Origin of the sequence: Mesorhizobium sp. M0894 (genome assembly GCF_040319725.1) — a bacterium.
Classification (GTDB): domain Bacteria; phylum Pseudomonadota; class Alphaproteobacteria; order Rhizobiales; family Rhizobiaceae; genus Mesorhizobium.
On record NZ_JAMYOG010000028.1, the window covers coordinates 1 to 18,501 of the forward strand.

General features: G+C 64.4%; 19 protein-coding genes. 10 read left to right on the forward strand and 9 right to left on the reverse strand.

Annotated elements, in window-relative coordinates:
* The first annotated feature begins 194 nt into the window (after positions 1–194).
* Positions 195–449 carry a hypothetical protein gene (locus NKH91_RS30050; protein ID WP_352641517.1) on the forward strand — a complete coding sequence of 85 codons (255 nt, stop codon included), beginning with the start codon at positions 195–197 and terminating at the stop codon, positions 447–449.
* A gap of 4 nt (positions 450–453) precedes the next feature.
* Here the strand turns inward: NKH91_RS30050 and NKH91_RS30055 are convergent, their stop codons facing one another.
* Complete coding sequence (locus NKH91_RS30055; protein WP_352641514.1) at positions 454–1,089, reverse strand: DNA-3-methyladenine glycosylase I; 636 nt, start codon at positions 1,087–1,089, stop codon at positions 454–456.
* A 222-nt stretch (positions 1,090–1,311) separates the two neighbouring features.
* Here NKH91_RS30055 and NKH91_RS30060 point away from each other — a divergent pair, with 222 nt between their 5' ends.
* Together NKH91_RS30060 and NKH91_RS30065 are read left to right on the forward strand one after the other, a co-directional pair.
* Positions 1,312–2,046 (forward strand): L,D-transpeptidase, encoded by a 735-nt coding sequence (locus tag NKH91_RS30060; RefSeq protein WP_352885469.1) that lies wholly within the window; start codon positions 1,312–1,314, stop codon positions 2,044–2,046.
* 274 nt (positions 2,047–2,320) lie between these two features.
* On the forward strand, positions 2,321–3,241 hold the full coding sequence (locus NKH91_RS30065) for a bifunctional 5,10-methylenetetrahydrofolate dehydrogenase/5,10-methenyltetrahydrofolate cyclohydrolase (RefSeq protein ID WP_352885468.1): 921 nt from the start codon (positions 2,321–2,323) through the stop codon (positions 3,239–3,241).
* Between the two features lie 12 nt (positions 3,242–3,253).
* Here NKH91_RS30065 and glcF read toward each other — a convergent pair whose 3' ends face one another.
* The 5 genes from glcF to NKH91_RS30090 all read right to left on the reverse strand — a co-directional run bounded on the left by glcF (position 3,254) and on the right by NKH91_RS30090 (position 9,430).
* Positions 3,254–4,585 (reverse strand): glycolate oxidase subunit GlcF, encoded by a 1,332-nt coding sequence (gene glcF / locus NKH91_RS30070; protein WP_352885467.1) that lies wholly within the window; start codon positions 4,583–4,585, stop codon positions 3,254–3,256.
* Positions 4,586–4,653: 68 nt separating this feature from the next.
* On the reverse strand, positions 4,654–5,037 hold the full coding sequence (locus NKH91_RS30075) for a DUF4870 family protein (RefSeq protein WP_352885466.1): 384 nt from the start codon (positions 5,035–5,037) through the stop codon (positions 4,654–4,656).
* Entirely contained in the window at positions 5,034–6,290 is a 1,257-nt protein-coding gene (locus tag NKH91_RS30080) for an FAD-binding protein (RefSeq protein WP_023716472.1), read from the reverse strand. The genes NKH91_RS30075 and NKH91_RS30080 overlap by 4 nt, the downstream gene beginning before the upstream one ends.
* A gap of 223 nt (positions 6,291–6,513) precedes the next feature.
* Positions 6,514–8,010 (reverse strand): FAD-linked oxidase C-terminal domain-containing protein, encoded by a 1,497-nt coding sequence (locus NKH91_RS30085; protein ID WP_352493848.1) that lies wholly within the window; start codon positions 8,008–8,010, stop codon positions 6,514–6,516.
* Positions 8,011–8,146: 136 nt separating this feature from the next.
* Positions 8,147–9,430 carry a DUF3422 family protein gene (locus NKH91_RS30090; RefSeq protein WP_023716470.1) on the reverse strand — a complete coding sequence of 428 codons (1,284 nt, stop codon included), beginning with the start codon at positions 9,428–9,430 and terminating at the stop codon, positions 8,147–8,149.
* A 364-nt stretch (positions 9,431–9,794) separates the two neighbouring features.
* Between NKH91_RS30090 and NKH91_RS30095 the strand changes: the two genes are divergently transcribed.
* Genes NKH91_RS30095 through NKH91_RS30105 form a run of 3 tightly spaced genes read left to right on the forward strand, consistent with a single transcriptional unit; the run spans position 9,795 to position 12,599 of the window.
* A complete protein-coding gene (locus NKH91_RS30095) occupies positions 9,795–10,598 on the forward strand; it encodes a FadR/GntR family transcriptional regulator (RefSeq protein ID WP_023716469.1) in 804 nt (267 codons plus the stop codon).
* 55 nt (positions 10,599–10,653) lie between these two features.
* On the forward strand, positions 10,654–11,790 hold the full coding sequence (locus NKH91_RS30100) for an alpha-hydroxy acid oxidase (protein WP_023716468.1): 1,137 nt from the start codon (positions 10,654–10,656) through the stop codon (positions 11,788–11,790).
* Positions 11,791–11,828: 38 nt separating this feature from the next.
* A complete protein-coding gene (locus NKH91_RS30105; RefSeq protein ID WP_352885470.1) occupies positions 11,829–12,599 on the forward strand; it encodes a metallophosphoesterase family protein in 771 nt (256 codons plus the stop codon).
* 28 nt (positions 12,600–12,627) lie between these two features.
* On the opposite strand, the gene NKH91_RS30110 is transcribed toward NKH91_RS30105, so the two are convergent.
* Positions 12,628–12,768, reverse strand: a complete 141-nt coding sequence (locus NKH91_RS30110) for a hypothetical protein (RefSeq protein WP_023716466.1) — start codon at positions 12,766–12,768, stop codon at positions 12,628–12,630.
* Positions 12,769–13,059: 291 nt separating this feature from the next.
* Complete coding sequence (locus tag NKH91_RS30115) at positions 13,060–13,758, reverse strand: type 1 glutamine amidotransferase (protein WP_023716464.1); 699 nt, start codon at positions 13,756–13,758, stop codon at positions 13,060–13,062.
* A 74-nt stretch (positions 13,759–13,832) separates the two neighbouring features.
* Between NKH91_RS30115 and NKH91_RS30120 the strand changes: the two genes are divergently transcribed.
* The 4 genes from NKH91_RS30120 (at position 13,833) to NKH91_RS30135 (ending at position 18,019) form a co-directional block, all read left to right on the forward strand.
* Entirely contained in the window at positions 13,833–14,495 is a 663-nt protein-coding gene (locus tag NKH91_RS30120; RefSeq protein ID WP_352641501.1) for a hypothetical protein, read from the forward strand.
* Positions 14,496–14,527: 32 nt separating this feature from the next.
* Positions 14,528–15,262 (forward strand): 16S rRNA (uracil(1498)-N(3))-methyltransferase, encoded by a 735-nt coding sequence (locus NKH91_RS30125; protein ID WP_352641552.1) that lies wholly within the window; start codon positions 14,528–14,530, stop codon positions 15,260–15,262.
* Positions 15,263–15,466: 204 nt separating this feature from the next.
* Complete coding sequence (locus NKH91_RS30130) at positions 15,467–16,840, forward strand: glutamate--cysteine ligase (RefSeq protein WP_352641499.1); 1,374 nt, start codon at positions 15,467–15,469, stop codon at positions 16,838–16,840.
* A gap of 102 nt (positions 16,841–16,942) precedes the next feature.
* On the forward strand, positions 16,943–18,019 hold the full coding sequence (locus NKH91_RS30135; protein WP_352493846.1) for a DUF937 domain-containing protein: 1,077 nt from the start codon (positions 16,943–16,945) through the stop codon (positions 18,017–18,019).
* Positions 18,020–18,194: 175 nt separating this feature from the next.
* On the opposite strand, the gene NKH91_RS30140 is transcribed toward NKH91_RS30135, so the two are convergent.
* Positions 18,195–18,485 carry a DUF1127 domain-containing protein gene (locus NKH91_RS30140; protein WP_023716459.1) on the reverse strand — a complete coding sequence of 97 codons (291 nt, stop codon included), beginning with the start codon at positions 18,483–18,485 and terminating at the stop codon, positions 18,195–18,197.
* Positions 18,486–18,501 lie beyond the last annotated feature (16 nt).

Consider the following 18,501-nt stretch of genomic DNA (forward strand, 5'->3'; position numbering starts at 1 on the left):
AAGACGTCAAATCCCCCGCAAACAAGCGAACAACCGCCGCAACCCCGCCGCCGCAAGCTTTTGCTCATGACTGCGCAACAGGTCCACAAGGGGAGAAGGCAAGAAAAAGAAGCTGAAACAATTGCGCCATGCGCGCGGCATCGTGCCGACACAATCCGGGCCGATAAGCGCGCCGAAACAAGGGGTTCGGGGCCATGGCCACGCTACAGAAGTTCGACATTATCGATAGCGGCGCACGCGACGCCCCGGTCCGGCTGCGGCCGGCCGATGGTTATGCGCCAAAAACGACGAAGCAAATCGCCGGACCGTTCGAGATCGCGGCGCAACAGCGCAGCGGGCCGACCATGCGCGACGTGCTGATGACCGGCCTGCTGGTGATCTATCCGGTGTTCGCCGCGCTGGCGGCCATCCTGGCCGGGTTTTTCCTGGCCGGCGCCGGCGGCGCCTGAGCCGCTATTTCGGCCGTTTGAACGCTTTCCGCTCCGCCTCGACCGGTTCCCGGCAGACGCAGCCCTCGAGATGGTCGTTGACCAGCCCCATCGCCTGCATGAAAGCGTAGACGGTGGTCGGGCCGACAAAGCTCCAGCCGCGCTTCTTCAGCTCCTTCGAAATGCGGACTGAGACGGCCGTCGTCGGATTGGCGCGCAGATGGGCGAGGTCGACGATCTCGGGGCGCTCGTGCGGGCCGGGTTCGAATTTCCAGAACCAGGCGGCCAGCGAGCCGGCCTCGTCGATGATCTCGCGGGCGCGTTTGGCGTTGTTGATGGTCGAGACGATCTTGCCGCGATGGCGGATGATGCCGGCATTGCCGAGCAGGCGCTCGACATCCTGGTCGGTGAAGGCAGCGATCTTGTCGACATCGAAGCCGGCGAAGGCCTCGCGGAAATTGTCGCGCTTGCGCAAGATGGTCAGCCAGGACAGGCCCGACTGAAAGCCTTCGAGGCAGATCTTTTCGAACAGCCGGCGATCGTCGGCGACCGGCCGGCCCCATTCGTGGTCGTGGTAGTGCAGGTAATCCGGCAGATTGCCGTGCCAGAAGCAGCGCGCGATGCCGTCGGGACCAGCAAGCAGACCTGTCTTTTCATCCATGGCGGAATTCCGTTCGTGTCTTGGCGTTAGCGCGATTTGGCGCCGCCTTTACCGCGGCTTTACCAGATTCCTGAACCGGGCGGTAACCACACCAAAAGCTTTACTGACAGATCGGCATTTTACGCATTCCGATTCATGTTTCGGTTGCCGCTTCGCGCCCAATGTCGCGGAAATCGGGGAGGCTTTGCGCCCCGGCATGTTCGACGATCAAGGTGCGATCCGATGAAGATATTCTTGTTCCCACTGTTCGGCGCCGCGGCCGTGCTTGCCGCTGGTGCCGCCAATGCCAACGACCGCTATGCCGAGAGGCCGCCGGTGGTGGTCAGCCCCGACCTTTCAGCGCCCTGGGTGCTACAGCTCGGCCATGCGCCGGGCATCGTGCGGCAGAGCCGGCAAGAAGCGCAGCCGCTACGGCGCTACCGGCGCCAGGCCGAACCGGATCAATTGCGCACCGCAGCGGTGCAGGCGCCGGCCAAGCGCATGGTGATGCGGCCGCAGATCGATCCCGCCTATTTGCCGCAGGAAGTCGCCTATGACGGCCCGCAGAAGCCGGGCACGATCGTCATCGATACGAGAGAGAATTTCCTCTATCTGGTCGAGAAGAACGGCAAGGCGCGGCGCTATGGCGTCGGCACCGGCAAGCCGGGCTTCGAATGGTCCGGCACCCACAAGATCACCAACAAGCGGGTCTGGCCGGACTGGCGGCCGCCGGCGGTGATGATCGCCCGCGAAGCCGCAAAGGGCCGTTATCTGCCAACCTATCTCGCCGGCGGCATGGAAAACCCGCTCGGCGCACGCGCGCTCTATCTCGGCTCGACCGAATACCGCATCCACGGCACCAACCAGCCCTGGACCATCGGCGGCGCGGTGTCGTCGGGCTGCATCCGCATGCGCAACGAGGATGTGGTCGATCTTTACGAGCGCGTGAATATCGGAACAATGGTGGTGGTGATATAATTGCCGCGACGAATCATCTGGTCTAGAAAGACATTAGCTTTGGCTTTCTGAGGCCAGATGAATAAACAACGGGGGACGGGCCGTGTGGGGATGCGGCCAGTCACGAAAGGGCAGCGCGGCAAGCCGTGCTGCCCTTTTTGTTTCCGCCAGCGAGAATTGACGAAGATTTCGCCGGCACGTCGCGCGACAGGCATAGCGGTTCGCTTTTCGCGCTGCCTTTTCGCCGTCCCTTTGCTATGTGGTGGCCAAAGTTCCAGACAAAGGCCCTATCTCGATGTCCCTCTCCGATGACAGCCGCTATCTCAAGGGCGGCCCGGTTGCCCAACGCATCATCGCCGGCGTGCGCGAGGACGCGGCGATCGCCACCGCCGAAGGCTTTCCGCCCAAGCTGGTGTCGATCACCGTCGGCGACACAGCGGCGGTCGACGTCTATGTCCGCAACCAGCGCGCCAAGGCCGGGCTGGCCGGCATCGGCTTCGAGGAAAGGCGCTTTGGCGCCGACATCACCGCCGGCGAACTCGAAGCGGCGATCCACGGCCTGAACGCCGACCCGCGCGTCACCGGCATCATCATCCAGCGGCCGGTGCCGGTGCACATCCCGATCAAGACGCTGCAGGCGGCGGTGCATCCGCTCAAGGACGTCGAGGGCATGCATCCGGCGTCGATCGGCAACATCGTCTACAACCAGCTCGACCTGGCGCCCTGCACTGCCGCTGCCTCGGTCGAACTGCTCAGGGAAACCGGCCTCGACCTCAAGGGGCTCGAAGTGGTGGTCGTCGGCCACTCCGAGATCGTCGGCAAGCCAATCGCCTTCCTTTTGATGAGCGAAGGCGCGACGGTAACCGTCTGCCATCACATGACGCGCTCGGTGGCGGCACATGCACGCCGCGCCGACGCGCTGTTCGTGGCCGTCGGCAAGCCGCGGCTGATCAAGGCCGACATGGTCAAGCCGGGCGCCGCCGTGATTGATATCGGCATCAATTCGGAAATCGGGCCGGATGGCGAGAGCCGCATCGTCGGCGACGTCGATGCCGAGAGCGTCAGGCACGTCGCGTCGTGGATCACGCCGGTGCCTGGTGGCGTCGGCCCGATCACCGTGGCGATCCTGCTGCGCAACACGATGGTGGCGCTCAGCCGCCAGCGCGCCCGCTACCAGGCAACCTACGGCACGGCGGACAGACTGGCGGCGGAGTAGGCGACTGGCGGATCACTCGGCCGCGACAACCACCCTGTCTTCGCGAACGCCTTCGGGCTTCGGCCCACCATAGGCCCAGTCGAGCAGCTTTATCGTATGCACCACCGGCAGCGTCGCGGCGGAGGCGATCTGGGTGATGCAGCCGATGTTGCCGGTGGCGACGATTTCAGCGCCGGTCGCCTCGATATTCCTGACCTTGCGGTCGCGCAGCGTCGCCGAAATCCCGGGCTGCAGGATGTTGTAGGTGCCGGCAGAACCGCAGCAGAGATGCCCTTCGCGCGGCTCGCGCACGACGAACCCGGCCCGGACCAGAAGCTCCTTCGGCTGGCGGGTGATCTTCTGGCCATGCTGCATCGAGCAGGCCGAGTGATAGGCGACGATAGTGCCCGGTCTACGCACCGGTTCCGGCAGGTCGAGACTCCCGAGATATTCGGTGATGTCCTTGGCCAGCGCCGACACGCGCGCCGCCTTGTCGGCGTAGGCAGGATCGAGGCGCAGCATGAAGCCATAATCCTTGATGGTGGTGCCGCAGCCGGATGCGGTGATGACGATGCCATCGAGCCCACCCTGCTCGATGGCGCGCGTCCAGGCGTCGACGTTCCGTCGGGCCGACGCCAAGGCAGCGTCCTCGCGTCCCATGTGATGCACCAGCGCGCCGCAGCAGCCCTCGCCCTCGGGCACGACGACCTCGACGCCAAGCCGGGTCAGCAGCGAAATCGCCGTATCGTTGATGCCGGGATCGAGCACGGATTGCGCGCAGCCGGTGAGGATGGCGACGCGGCCATTTTTCTTGCCGCCCTGCCCTGCATGGACGCCCGGCGAGGCCATCGGCGAGACTGCCGGGACCGACGCCGGTGCGAGCCCGAGCATGGCGCCCAGCGGCCTCAAGGCCTGGATTTTCTCGAACAGGCCGGCGAATGGCTGGCCGAGCTTCGCCAGCTTGAGCGCCGCGCGAAAGCGCGAGGGATAAGGCAGCACGAAGGCCAGCATGGCGCGTGTCAGGCGATCGGCCAGCGGACGCTTGTAGGTCTCCTCGATATGGGCGCGAGCGTGGTCGACCAGATGCATGTAGTTGACGCCAGACGGGCAGGTGGTCATGCAGGCAAGGCAGGACAGGCAGCGGTCGATATGGGTGACGATCTCCTTGTCTGCCGGACGGCCGTTTTCCAGCATGTCCTTGATCAGGTAGATCCGGCCGCGCGGCGAATCCAGTTCGTTGCCGAGCGTCACATAGGTCGGGCAGGTGGCAGTGCAGAAGCCGCAATGCACGCATTTGCGCAGGATCTTTTCCGATTCCGCGACATGCGGATCGGCAAGCTGGGCAAGCGAGAAGGAGGTCTGCACGTAAACGAATCCTTACCGTTTGAGCATGATCTTTTCCCAAAACCGGTATCCGCTTTTTGGGATCATGCTCATAGTCCGAGGAACCAGCTTTCCGGGTTCTTGACCGCCGCGCCGCGCTGCAGCGCCTGCAGGCCGAGAATGCAGCGGGCAATGAACCAGACGGCGACAGCGACCATCAGCACGACGCCGACGACCACGACCATCAGCAGCGCCGAGATCAGTGCATAGAGCAGGCCGATCCAGAAGGTGCGGATCAGGAATGCGTAATGGCTTTCGACGAAGCCGCCGGCCTTGCCGCGGTTGATATAGGCCAGGACGATGCCGACAATGCCGCTGACGCCGATAACGAGGCCGGCGAGATAGAGGATATAGATGACCAGCGCGTTGGTCGGACCGGGCTCCAGCCAGCGGTCGGTCTGGCGTGACGTACCGTTTTGGCCTGCATCGCTCATTGCGCTCCTCCCTCGGTTGCTGGGGCGAGAGTAGCAGAGCCTGCGCCCGGCGCCATACGCCCGGGATTGAGGATATTCTTCGGGTCGAATTCGGCCTTCAGCCGCGCCGACAGTGCTGCAAGAGGCGGCGCTTGCGGTTCGAACACGGGTATCGCCGCGCGATGCGCAGGGGTTGCGCGAGCCAGCGTGGCATGGCCGCCGCCATGCTTTCTGATCAGCCCGCGCAACAGGCCGGCCTCTGGATCGTCCTGCTGCATGCGCAGCCAGATCAGCCCGCCCTGCCAATCGTAGAAGGCATCGACCGCGGCCTGCATGCGCAGCGCCAGCACCATAAGGTGGCCCTGCGACGGCGCCATCGAGACGCGCCACACCGGCCTTTCGCTGCCATCGGCGAACGGCGCGCAATCGCGGATGTCACGCCAGACAGAATACGAGACCGAACCGGAAATCTCCTGCAGCGGACCGGCGTTTTTCAGCAGGTCTTTCAGCGCCGCGATGCGGTAGGCGACCGACGGGCCGAAACCCTCGATGCGCAGCAGCGTCGCCGCATCGCTGCCGAGACTGCCGCCGGCGACCCGCGCGGCGACCCGTTCAGGAAGATGGGCCGCACTCGACACCTCCGCGCTGGAACCCAGTGCCAGCGCCATGGCGGCGGTGGCATGATCGTCGAGCAGGCCACGGATGGCGAGCGTGACTTCGGTCTCGGCAGCGGGAAGCACCTTGAAGGTGACGTCGGTGAACACCGCCAGCGTGCCCCAGCTGTTGGCCATCAGCTTGGACAGATCATAGCCGGTGACATTCTTGACCACACGGCCGCCCGACTTGAAGGCCTCGCCACGGCCGGAAACGGCCGCGATGCCAAGGATGTGATCGCGCGCAGCCCCGGCCTTCAGCCGCCGCGGGCCGGAAAGGTTCGCGGCCAGCACGCCGCCGATCGTGCCTCGTCCTGGTTCACCGCCGAGCAGCGGGCCGTAGTCCATCGGCTCGAAGGCCAGTTGCTGGCCGTTTTCGGCAAGCAGGCTTTCGATCGCGGCCAGCGGCGTGCCGGCTTTCGCCGACAGCACCAGTTCGGCCGGCTCATAGAGCGTGACGCCGGACAGGTTCGACAGGTCGAGCGTATGCTCGCTCTGCTGCGGCCGGCCGATGCCGCGCTTGGAACCATGGCCGAGGATCTCGAGCGGCGAGTCTTCCGCTGCGGCCCAGGCGATGGTGGAGAGGGTTTCCGCTGATGTGGTCGGGGTGAAGGTGGTCATGCGGCAGAACCACCAGTCGTAAATGACGAGAAGCCGCGATCCTTCCCACCCCCCTCTGTCCTGCCGGACATCTCCCCCGCAAGGGGGGAGATCGGATGTCGCTTAGGCTTTCGCCAACCATCAACGCTTGAAGGCGAGCAGGACGTTGAAGCAGCCAATCTCCCCCCTTGCGGGGGAGATGTCCGGCAGGACAGAGGGGGGTGTCCAAGCGCCAACATACCCCTCAAAACCTCGGAATGTCCGGAAATGCCAGCTGCCCGCGATGCACGTGCATCCGCCCGAGCTCCGCGCATCGCCTCAGCTGCGGAAATACCTTGCCCGGGTTGAGCAGGTGATTGGGGTCGAAGGCGCATTTGACGCGCATCTGCTGGTCGAGATCGATCTGGTTGAACATTTCCGGCATCAGGTCGCGCTTCTCGACGCCGACCCCGTGCTCACCGGTCAGCACGCCGCCGACCTTGACGCAGAGCCGCAATATGTCGGCGCCGAAACTCTCCGCCTTGTCGAGCTCGCCCGGCACGTTGGCGTCGTAGAGGATCAGCGGATGCAGATTGCCGTCGCCGGCGTGGAAGACATTTGCGACGCCGAGCCCGTATTTCTCCGACAGTTCGCGCATGCCGGCGAGGACGCGCGGCAATTCCTTGCGCGGGATGGTGCCGTCCATGCAGTAATAGTCGGGCGAGATGCGGCCGACCGCCGGGAAGGCTGCCTTGCGGCCGGCCCAGAAACTCAGCCGCTCCTGCTCCGATTGCGAAATGCGGCATGTGGTCGAGCCGTTCCTATAGGCAATGGCTTCGACCAGGCCGATCAGATGGTCGACCTCGACACCCGGCCCGTCCAGCTCGACGATCAGCAGCGCCTCGACATCCAGGGGATAGCCGGCCTGGACGAAATCCTCGGCGGCGTGGATGGCCGGGCGGTCCATCATCTCCATGCCGCCCGGGATGATGCCGGCGCCGATGATGTCGGCGACACATTGGCCGGCTTGCTCGCTGGTCGGGAAGCCGATCAGCAGGGCACGCGCCGTCTCGGGCTTCTTCAAAATGCGGACGGTGACCTCGGTGACGACACCGAGCAATCCTTCGGAGCCGGTCATCACGCCGAGCAGGTCGTAGCCTTCCGCGTCGAGATGGCTGCCGCCGAGGCGCACCACCTCGCCATTCATCAGCACCATCTCGATACCAAGCACATTATTGGCGGTGAGACCGTATTTTAGGCAGTGCACGCCGCCGGAATTTTCCGCGACATTGCCGCCGATCGAGCAGGCGATCTGGGAGGATGGATCGGGGGCGTAATAGAAGCCCTCCTGCTCGACGGCGGTGGTGATGCCGAGATTGGTGACGCCGGGCTGAGCGACGACGATGCGGTTCTGGAAATCGATCTCGAGGATGCGGTTGAAGCGGCTCATCACCAGCAGCACCGCGTCTTCCAGCGGCAGCGCGCCGCCGGAGAGCGAGGTGCCGGAGCCGCGCGGCACGACGCGGATATTGCGGTCACTGCAATATTTCAGCACGCGCGAGACCTGCGCCACGGTTTGCGGCAGCACCACGACCAGCGGCAATTGCCGGTAGGCGGTGAGCCCATCGCTCTCGAAGGCGCGCATCGCATTGGCTGCGTCGACGACGCCCTCGCCCGGCACGATGATGCGCATATCGGCGACGATCTCATCGCGCCGGCGCAGCGTGGCGTCGTCTGGTTTCGGCATCGCAAGACCGGACATCGACAGCCTCCTTCGACCGACTGGTAAAAATCTTTTACCAGCGACGGCTATCTGTTGCAAATGCCGCTGTGGCCGGGATCGCGGGCCTATGGCCGGGACAGCCTTCCGCAGCGGCAATCTGCCGCTGCGCCCCACACTACTCGCCCGGCTGCTTGCCCGGTTCGGAGTGCATGCGGCGGACACGGCGCACGCCCCACCAGACGAGCAGGACGGCGAGCGGCACCGAGGCGGCGGTGACCATTTCCGGCGCAAAGGCATGGCCGAAGATCGAGGCGCCCTTGGCGACGTAGCCGATGAGGCCGACGACATAGTAGGAGACGGCGGCGACCGAGAGTCCCTCCACCGTCTGCTGCAGGCGCAATTGCAGGCGGGCGCGATTGTTCATCGACGCCAGCAGGTCGCGGTTCTGCTTCTCGACCTCGACGTCGACCCAGGTGCGCAGCAGCGTGGTGGCACGGGTCAGCTTGCGCGACAGATTGGCCTGGCGCTCCTCGACCGAACGGCAGGTGCGCATGGCCGGCGCGACGCGCCGCTGCAGGAACCCGCCCCAGGTGTCGTAGCCGGGCACGGCTTCTTCCTCGAGCGCCTCCAGCCGCTCGCCGACGATGCCGTCATAGGCACGGCTGGCGCCGAACCGGTAGAGGCTGGAGGCGGCATCCGCCTCCAGTTCGGCGGCAAGTTCGGTCAGGTCGGCCAGCAAGGTCTGGCTGTCGCGGGTTTCGGCGACCTTCATTTCCAGCGTGGTCTGGGCCAGCCTGTCCTCGATGCGGCGGGCACGCCCCGAAAGCATCAGCGCCAGCGGCAGCCCAAGCATGGCCAGCGTGCGGTAGGTCTCGATATCGATCAGCCGCTGCGACAGCGCCCCGGTGCGCGCCGGTGTCAGCCCGCGATCGAGCACCAGCATGCGGGTCAAGCCGTCGCCATCCTGGCGGAAATCGGTGACGATGGCCGCGTTGCCGCGCTCGACCAGCGAATAGCACAGGCTGGTCGGGTCGAAGCCGGCGATCAGCCGCTCGTTCGCCGGTGTCCATTTGCGGATTTCGAGCCTGATGCCGGAAATCACCGTGCCCGGCGGCGAAAACCCGTTGCCGAAGGGGGTATCTTCTTGCCCCCTGCCGTTTTCGGCGAGCGGCCCTTCCCAGAGATAGGTCGAGAACTCCGTGTGCCGTTCCCAGCGCAGCGAGCCCTTGCCCCACTTCATCGCGTGATGGCGGGCATGGCGGTCGGGCGCGGCAATACCAAGGCGCTGCGACAGTTCCGAAAGCACTGCCAGATCGACGCTCGAGCCGCCTTCGGTCATGAAGGAAAGCTGCACCAGCACGCGCGGCTTTTCGACCAGCGGATGCGGTCGGGCGTGGACCTCGCCGAGCGCGCCGGGCCGACCTTCATGCGCCGGAAAGCCCATGACGCTGCCGCCCATGGCTTTGGCGCGCAGCTGGAATTCGAGATTGGACGGGTCGGCGTCTGGCACGGCTGGTCCCCCGGGCTTCTCTGAGCCCTTTGGCAATGATGTCCCTCTAGAGCGGTTTTATCGTTTCACGGAAACGCCGAACCGCTCTATCCCTTTGATTCTGCGCAATTCCGGACGGAAAACCGTTTCACACTTTTCCTGGAATTGCTCTAGAGGCAATCGCCAGGGGACGCAAACAGCCAGTTTAGCAGAAGGTGATATGAAGCCGCGGCTGTGAAACCGACCCGGCCGGGCGAATTGGATAAATAATTTGACCAGTTGGCGACGCTGGCTTTATCTTGCGCGACATCGGTTCAACCCCCAGGCACCCCGTTTGAGCGACATTTTCTCCCGGATCGAGCATTCGCGCACTGCCGACGAGGTGGTGCAGCAGATCGAGAGCCTGATCCTCGAAGGCGTGCTGCGCACCAGCGACCGGCTGCCGGGCGAGCGCGAGCTGGCGCGCCAGTTCGAGGTGTCGCGGCCGATCCTGCGCGATGCCTTGAAAGCCTTGGAAGGGCGCGGGCTATTGACGACACGGCCAGGCGGCGGCACCCATGTCGCCGACGTCATCGGCCAGCTGTTCACGAAGCCGGTGGCCGACCTGATCTCGATGCATCGCAAGGCGGTGACCGACTATCTGGAGTACCGCCGCGAGATCGAGGCGGTGGCGGCGGAATATGCGGCGCGGCGCGCCACATCGGACGATCTGGCGCTGCTCGACCGCATCATGGCACGGATGGACGAGGCGCACCGGACCGGCAATTTCGACGACGAGGCGGAAATCGACGTTGAGTTCCATCACGCGATCTGCGAATGCGCGCACAACATCATCCTGCTGCACACGCTGCGCGCCTGTTACCGGCTGCTGTCGGAAGGCGTGTTCCAGAACCGGCGGCTGGTGTTCAGCGTGCCGGGTGCGCGCGAGGCGCTGCTTTCGCAGCACCGGGCAATCTACACCGCGGTCAAGGCCGGCGATCCGGCCGCGGCGCGGCAGGCGGCGATGGACCACATCTCCTATGTCGAACGGTCGATGGCCGAGGCCGAGCGCAGCGGCGACTGGCAGCGCGTGTCGCGGCTGAGGCTCAGGCAGCGCTCCGAGCCCGGTGATGGCGAGCCGGCAAGAAAACAGCCGTAGGCCGCGGCCAGAAAATTCAACGACGAACCAGCGAAGAACCAGCGGAAAAAGATCCATGAGCAGCATCCTCACCATCGCCGACCTCAAGGACCTGGCGCGCCGCCGTGTGCCGAAGATGTTCTTCGACTACGCCGATTCCGGCGCCTGGACCGAAAGCACCTACCGAGCCAACGAAGAGGATTTCCAAAAGATCAAGTTCCGCCAGCGCGTGCTGGTCGACATGGACAACCGCTCGCTGGAATCGACCATGATCGGCGAGAAGGTGGCGATGCCGGTGGCGCTGGCGCCGACCGGCATGACCGGCATGCAGCATCCGGACGGCGAGATGCTGGCGGCGCAGGCGGCGGAAGAATTCGGCGTGCCGTTCACGCTGTCGACGATGAGCATCTGCTCGATCGAGGATGTCGCGTCGGTGACCAGGAAGCCGTTCTGGTTCCAGCTCTATGTGCTGCGCGACAAGGATTTCGTCTTCGATTTGATCGACCGGGCAAAGGCGGCGAAATGTTCGGCGCTGGTGCTGACGCTCGACCTGCAGATCCTGGGCCAGCGCCACAAGGATATCCGCAACGGGCTTTCGGCGCCGCCGCGGATGACGCCGAAGCACCTCTGGCAGATGGCGACAAGGCCGCGCTGGTGCGTCGGCATGGCCGGGACCAAGCGCCGGAGCTTCCGCAACATCGTCGGCCATGCCAAGGGCGTCGGCGACCTCGCCTCGCTTTCGTCGTGGACGAAGGAGCAGTTCGATCCGCATCTGTCGTGGAAGGACGTCGCCTGGATCAAGGAGCGCTGGGGCGGCAAGCTGATCCTGAAAGGCATTCTCGACAAGGAAGATGCGATGATGGCGGCCAGGTCGGGTGCCGATGCGATCATCGTTTCCAACCATGGCGGCCGCCAGCTCGACGGCGCCTCGTCATCGATCATGGCGCTCGAAGAGATCGCCGATGCCGTCGGCGACACGATCGAGGTGCATATGGACGGCGGCATCCGTTCCGGCCAGGACGTGCTCAAAGCACTGTGCCTCGGCGCCAAGGGCACCTATATCGGCCGGCCTTTCCTGTACGGCCTCGGCGCACTCGGCAAGGAAGGGGTTACCAAGGCGCTGGAAATCATCCGCAAGGAGATGGACATAACGCTGGCACTGTGCGGAAAGCGTCTGGTCACCGACATGGGCAAGGATCAGCTTCGGCGCTAAAGTCCCGTGACAGCATGATCACGGAGGCGACGCAGGCATTGACCGAGCCCGGCATCAATTTTTACGAGGCGCGCGGACCGCAAGGCATGCGCCTTTATGCGATCGGCGATGTGCACGGCCGGCTCGACCTGCTGGCCGCCATGCACCGGCGGATCGAGGCGGAGCTCGGTCAAAGGCCGTCGGCCGATTGGCGCGTGATCCATCTCGGCGACTATGTCGACCGCGGCCCGGACTCCACAGGCGTCATCGATTTCCTGATCGACGCGCAAAAACGCGATCCGCGTCACCTGATGCTGGCCGGGAATCATGATCTCGGCTTTCTCGATTTTCTCGATGTCCCCGATCAGGACGGGCTGTTCATGCGCTATGGCGGCATCCAGACGGCGCTGTCGTATGGTGTGTCACTCGGTGGGAGCAGCGCCTGGTTTGGCCGCGCCGATGCGGCATTGCGGCAAGGCCACGCCGCATTGGTCGAGGCAGTGCCGCAGAACCATGTCGAGTTCCTGCGCTCGCTGCCCTTTTCAGTCACGTTCGGCGATTTCTTCTTCTGCCATGCCGGCATCCGGCCTGGCATTGCGCTGGAAAGCCAGAGCCGGCAGGACCTGATCTGGATCCGCGAGGTCTTCCACGATCACACCGGTCTTCATCCCAAGATCGTGGTGCACGGCCATACGCCGGTGCCCAAGCCCGAGATCACAGGCAACCGCGTCAATGTCGACACCCTCGCCTGGCAGTCGGGAAACCTCACCGCGCTCGTCGTGGACGGCGCGGACAAGCATATCCTGACAGTCACGGGTGAGCGGGCTTAGGGAAGGCGTGGGGTTATGAGCAGAGGGTCTAGCGAAGCGCGGCGGTGACGCCGTAGCCGTCGACGGCATTGTGGTTGTTGGCCGCGTCGGCGGAATAAATGCCGAGGCCGCACAAGACAATGGCCGACAACATGGCAAAGGACAAAAAGGCTGCTTTCACGGACGTCATCTCTTGTTGAGCTTCCTGCATCTATGCACGAGCGGGTTACCAATGCGTTGAAACGCAAAATTCGTCGCAAATGTCTGACGGTTTCGCGCTTCTAGGCATGTTCTGTATCGGCGGTGTGTCGCGCGGGTCACAGGATAGGTTCATCGCGGTTGCACGGAAGATGCAGAGCGGCGCCTTTTAGGCTAGCGGATTGACACAGGCCAAGGATGAAACGCGTTATCCCCGGCGGATTTGGCGCCGCGTGCCAAATATGCAACGTCGCCAAATAGGCAACGTTGGCTGTATGAGTCGTCAGATCGTCGCCACCCAGGCGCGGGCGATGGCCAGGCCGGCGGCATCGGCTTGCGGTCCGTTGCGGGCCATTTCATCGTCGAGCCGACCTGCCCATTCAGGATGCCGCTCGGCAATCAGCGGTGCGAAGGAGGTGCTCCAGTCGCGAACCATCGGCCGGTCGGCCTCGAAATGGAACTGGAAGCCATAGACGGCGCGGCCGATGCGGAACGCCTGGTTCTCGGCGACGGCGTTGCCGGCCAGCCGCACGGCCCTCTCAGGCAAGACAAAGGTGTCGTCGTGCCATTCGAAGATCGGGAATTTTTCGGGCAAGGCGGCGAGCACCGGATCGGCGTTCGCGGCCGCGGTGAGCGCGACCTCGTGCCAGCCGAACTCCGAGGCACCGCCGATCTGGTTCTCGCCGCCAAAGGCGCGCGCGACCAACTGGCCGCCAAGGCAGATGCCGAGCACCGCGCGATCCCTCTCGGCAAAATCGCGCGTCAGGTCGAGCAGGCCCGGAAAATAAGGACAGAGCTCGTCGTCCAGTGCATTCTGGGCGCCGCCGAGCACCACCATGGCGTCATGCCCGCCGCTATCTTGCGGCAGCGCGTCGCCGCGATAGGGCCGGCGCAGGTCGATATCGGCGCCGGCCTCGACAAGCGCCGCGCCGATCTGGCCAAGGCCCTCATTGTCGAAGTTCTGGACGACCAAGACCCGCATCGAAACCTGCTGACATGAAATAGATGCAGCGAGCGATATCATGGCGCCAGCATCGCAGCCAACAAGGAACGCCTATGCCACTGCAAAACCGGGTCGATCCGTTCGGCGCCATCCATGCCGTGCCGGAGCGCGGCCTGTTCATGGGCAATCGCGGCATCATTCACGACGCCGAGACGAGAACGCTGTTGAAGAAGCGCTGGGCGCTGCAAGCCTGGATCATCTGCGTCTGCGAATTCCGCAATGTGCGGCGCGAGCCGATGGGGCGCAACCGGCAAAGCGACGACCAATTGGGCGGCAAGGCCGGCTGGACCGAACTGTTTTTCCTCGACGAGGTGACGGCGCTGGCGGCCGGGCACCGGCCGTGCTTTTTCTGCCGGCGCGAGCGAGCCAGGGATTTTGTCCAGCGCTTCGGCGACGCCTTCGGCATTGCCGAGCCGCGCGCGCCGCAACTCGACAAGCGCCTGCACAAGGAGCGCCTGGCATCGGGCGGACCGGCGCCGAGACTGGAACCGGAGGCGCTTGCGGACTTGCCGGACGGCACGATGATCTCGTCAGGAAACAGGGCGTACGCCCTGTTTGACGGCGCCGCGCTGTCCTGGAGTTTCGGCGGCTATCGCGAACCGGTGGGGTTCGGCGGTTTTGCCGACGGTCCAATCCACATGCTCACGCCGGCGACAACTGTTTCGGTGCTGCAGCAAGGCTACGAGCCTGTCTGGCATCCTTCCGCCGAGGCTTGACGCCGAGGGTGACGTTGCCGCATTCCTCGGCGATGCGCGCCAATTACAAGATGCAGCGGCTGTTCGTGCCGGACGAGCTTGGACCGGATACCGAGTTCGAGGTCGGCCCGCAGCAGAGCCATTATCTCTCGCATGTGCTGCGGCTCGGCGAAGGCGCCGAGGTTCTGGTGTTCAACGGCCGCGACGGCGAATGGTCGGCGGCGATCGCCGCGAAATCGAAGAAGGCGTTGCGCCTGAAGGTGATGGCGCTGCAGCGGCCGCAGCCGCCACTGCCCGATCTCGTCTATTGCTTCGCGCCGTTGAAGCAAGGACGGCTCGACTACCTCGTGCAAAAGGCGGTGGAGATGGGCGCCGGCAGCCTGCAGCCGGTCATCACCCAGCATACGCAAGTGGCAAAACCCGGCATCGAGCGCCTGCGCGCCAATGTCGTCGAGGCGGCCGAACAATGCGGCATATTGGCGGTACCGGATGTGCGCGAAGCGGAAAAATTCGAGCGCCTGCTCGACAACTGGGATCGTCAGCGGCGGTTGATCTTCTGCGACGAGGATGCCGCCACCAACAATCCCCTGCCGGCATTGCAGGCGGTGCGGGAGAACAAGCTCGCGCTGCTAGTCGGGCCGGAGGGCGGCTTTTCCGACGAGGAACGCAGGATGCTGAGAGCGCTGCCGTTCGTTACCGCCATTCCGCTCGGGCCGCGCATCCTGCGAGCGGATACGGCGGCGGTGGCGGCACTGGCGCTGATCCAGGCGACAATCGGCGATTGGTGATCAATTCCCGTTACCCTCTGGCTCAGGATTTTTCGCTTGATCGGCTACTGACATTTCGTCCATCTAGCGCCGGCGGTCGTCCGGCCGCTCTGCAGCGCAGCGCGTCCTTTCGGGCGCGCAAAGGACGCTGTAGCATATTGATTGGGCACATGATCCTTTCCGAAAATCGAAGCCGATTTTCGGGGTCATGTGCGGAGGGCTATTATGGCGCGCGATACTACCGATTTCCGGCCGATAGAAAGCGTCGACGAACTCGTCGAGCACCTGGCCGAAGGCAACAAGCCGCGCGACAAATGGCGGATCGGCACCGAGCACGAGAAATTCCCGTTCTATATCGACGGCAATGCGCCGGTGCCCTATGGCGGCGAGCGCGGCATCCGCGCCATCCTCGAAGGCATGCAGGACAAACTCGGCTGGGACCCGATCATGGATGCCGGCCGCATCATCGGCCTGGTCGAGCCGACCGGCCAAGGCGCGATCTCGCTGGAACCCGGCGGCCAGTTCGAGCTGTCCGGCGCGCCGCTGGAGACGATCCACCAGACCTGCCGCGAAGGCAATGCGCATCTGGCGCAGGTACGCGAGATCGCCGAACCGATGGGCATTCGTTTTCTCGGCCTTGGCGGCAGCCCGAAATGGTCGCTGGCCGAGACGCCGAAAATGCCGAAATCGCGCTACGAGATCATGACCCGCTACATGCCCAAGGTCGGTACCAAGGGCCTCGACATGATGTACCGGACCTGCACCATCCAGGTGAACCTCGACTTCGAGAGCGAAGCCGACATGCGCCGCAAGATGCAGGTGTCGCTGAAATTGCAGCCACTGTCGACGGCGCTGTTTGCCAACTCGCCCTTCACCGAAAGTCGGCCGAACGGCCTGCAGAGCTGGCGCGGCGAGATCTGGCGCGACACCGACAACCAGCGCTCCGGCCTGCTCGAATTCTGCTTCTCGCCCGATTTCGGCTTTGCCGATTATGTCGAATGGGCGCTCGACGTGCCGATGTATTTCGTCATCCGCGACGGCCAGTACCATGACATGACGCACATCACCTTCCGCCAGTTCATGGCAGGTGCTGCCCATAACGAACTGCCGGACGGGCTGCCGACGATGGGCGACTGGGCGAACCATCTGTCGACGCTGTTCCCGGACGTGCGGCTGAAGCGCTTTCTCGAAATGCGCGGCGCCGATGGCGGGCCGTGGCGGCGCATCTGCGCGCTGCCGGCCTTCTGGGTCGGGCTGCTCTACGATGCGGCTGCGCTCGACGCGGCCGAGGCGCTGACTTCGAGCTGGAGTTATGACGAAGTGCTGGCAATGCGCAACGCAGTGCCGGAACAGGGCATTTCAGCGCCCTTCCGCAACACGACGTTGCGCGAGATCGCCCGCGACGTGCTCGTCATCTCGCGCATGGGACTGAAGAACCGCGGCCGCAAGAACCGCGACGGCTATGACGAGACCTCGTTCCTCAACACGCTCGACGAAGTCGTCGCGCGCGGCACGACCAGCGCCGAAGAGATGCTGTCGGCCTACCACACACGCTGGGGCGGCTCGATCGAGCCGGTGTTCATGGAATACGCGTATTAACGCTTCGCTATCCGCATGAGCCACGGTCCGGCAAATTCGCTTCAATCAGTGATGGAAACGAACTAGGCTTCTCCAAACGAGGATTTGCCGGAGGAGAAAACAATGCCTTCCTTGTTCGATATTCTGGCACAGGCCCAGAACGGCAATGGCATGCAGGCGCTGGCCCAGCAGTTCGGGCTTTCGCAGCAGCAGACGCAGGCGGCGGTCGCGGCGCTGCTGCCGGCCTTTTCGCAGGGGCTGAAGCGCAACACAGCGGACCCTTATGGACTCGGCTCCTTCATGACGGCGATGGCCAGCGGCCAGCACGCCAAATATTTCGAGGATGCAAGCCGGGCCTTCTCGCCGCAGGGCCTCGATGAAGGCAACGGAATTCTGGGGCATTTGTTCGGCTCGAAGGATCTGTCACGCGCCGTCGCCAGCCAGGCCGCGCAGGCGAGCGGTGTCAGCCAGCAGGTGTTGCAGCAGATGCTGCCGGCAATTGCCTCGATGATGATGGGCGGGCTGTTCAAGCAGACCACCAACCAGTTAGGCGGGCAGATGCATGCGGCAGGGGGTGGGCCCGGCGGCGGCAATCCGCTCGGCGAGCTCATCGAGCAGATGATGCGGCAGGCGGGCGGCGGCAGCCAGGCGCCGGCCCCTCAGCCTGCAGGCCCGGCGGACAATCCGCTCGGCAAGGTCCTGCAGGATATGTTCGGCGGCGCACAGCAGCCGCAACAGACGCAGAGCCCTTACGGCGACAACCCGCTCGGCAAGCTGTTGCAGGACATGTTCGGCGGCGGGCAGCAGCCGCAAACCCAGCCGCAGCAGACACAGAACCCTTATGGCGACAATCCACTCGGCAAGGTGCTGCAGGACATGTTCGGCGGCGGCGCGCAACAGCCGCAGCAGCCGCAGAACCAGCCCCAGCAGACACAGAACCCTTATGGTGACAATCCGCTCGGCAAAGTACTGCAGGACATGTTCGGCGGTGGTGCGCAACAACCGCAGCCGCAGGCGCGTCAGGCGCCCCAGCAGCCCCAGGCGCCGCAGCCGCAGGCCAATCCGAGCGGCAGGCCGAGAAATCCGTTCGACGACCTGTTCGGCAAGATGTTCGAGACGGGTGCCCAGCAGCGCGACGACTACCAGAAAGGCATGGAGTCGATCTTCGACCAGTTCAAGCAGGGTATGGGCCGGCGGTAGACTAGACACCGGCATCCAATCATCAGTGCCGCCCAAAAAAGAAAGCCCGGTCCTGGGAGGACCGGGCAGCGCGCAGGCTGGCCGGGGGGATCCGGCAGGGAGTGGGGAGCCTGCGTAACTTGGTGGCGTCGTGCCTCAAAAGGTTCAATGCAACCAAAATCGCGACTTTGTGCGATCAGGCCACCTTGCGGGCAATATCCTCGATCGTTTCGGCGCGCTCGACCGCGATAACGCGAAGCCTCTCGGTCGGATCGCGGCCAAAGGGCACACCGACAGCGACGTGCAGGTCGGCTCGGGTCAGGCCGATGTCGGCGAGTTCGGCATCCGACATCTCGCCGAGGCGATAAAAGGCGCGGCGGTTTTTCCAGGCGCGGTAAACATTGGCAGCGGCATTGGCCACGCGCGTCGCAACGGCCGGACGCGAGGTGATGCGCGAGGTCTCGGTAGCGAAATCAAACGTAGCCATGTCGGTCTCCTTCACA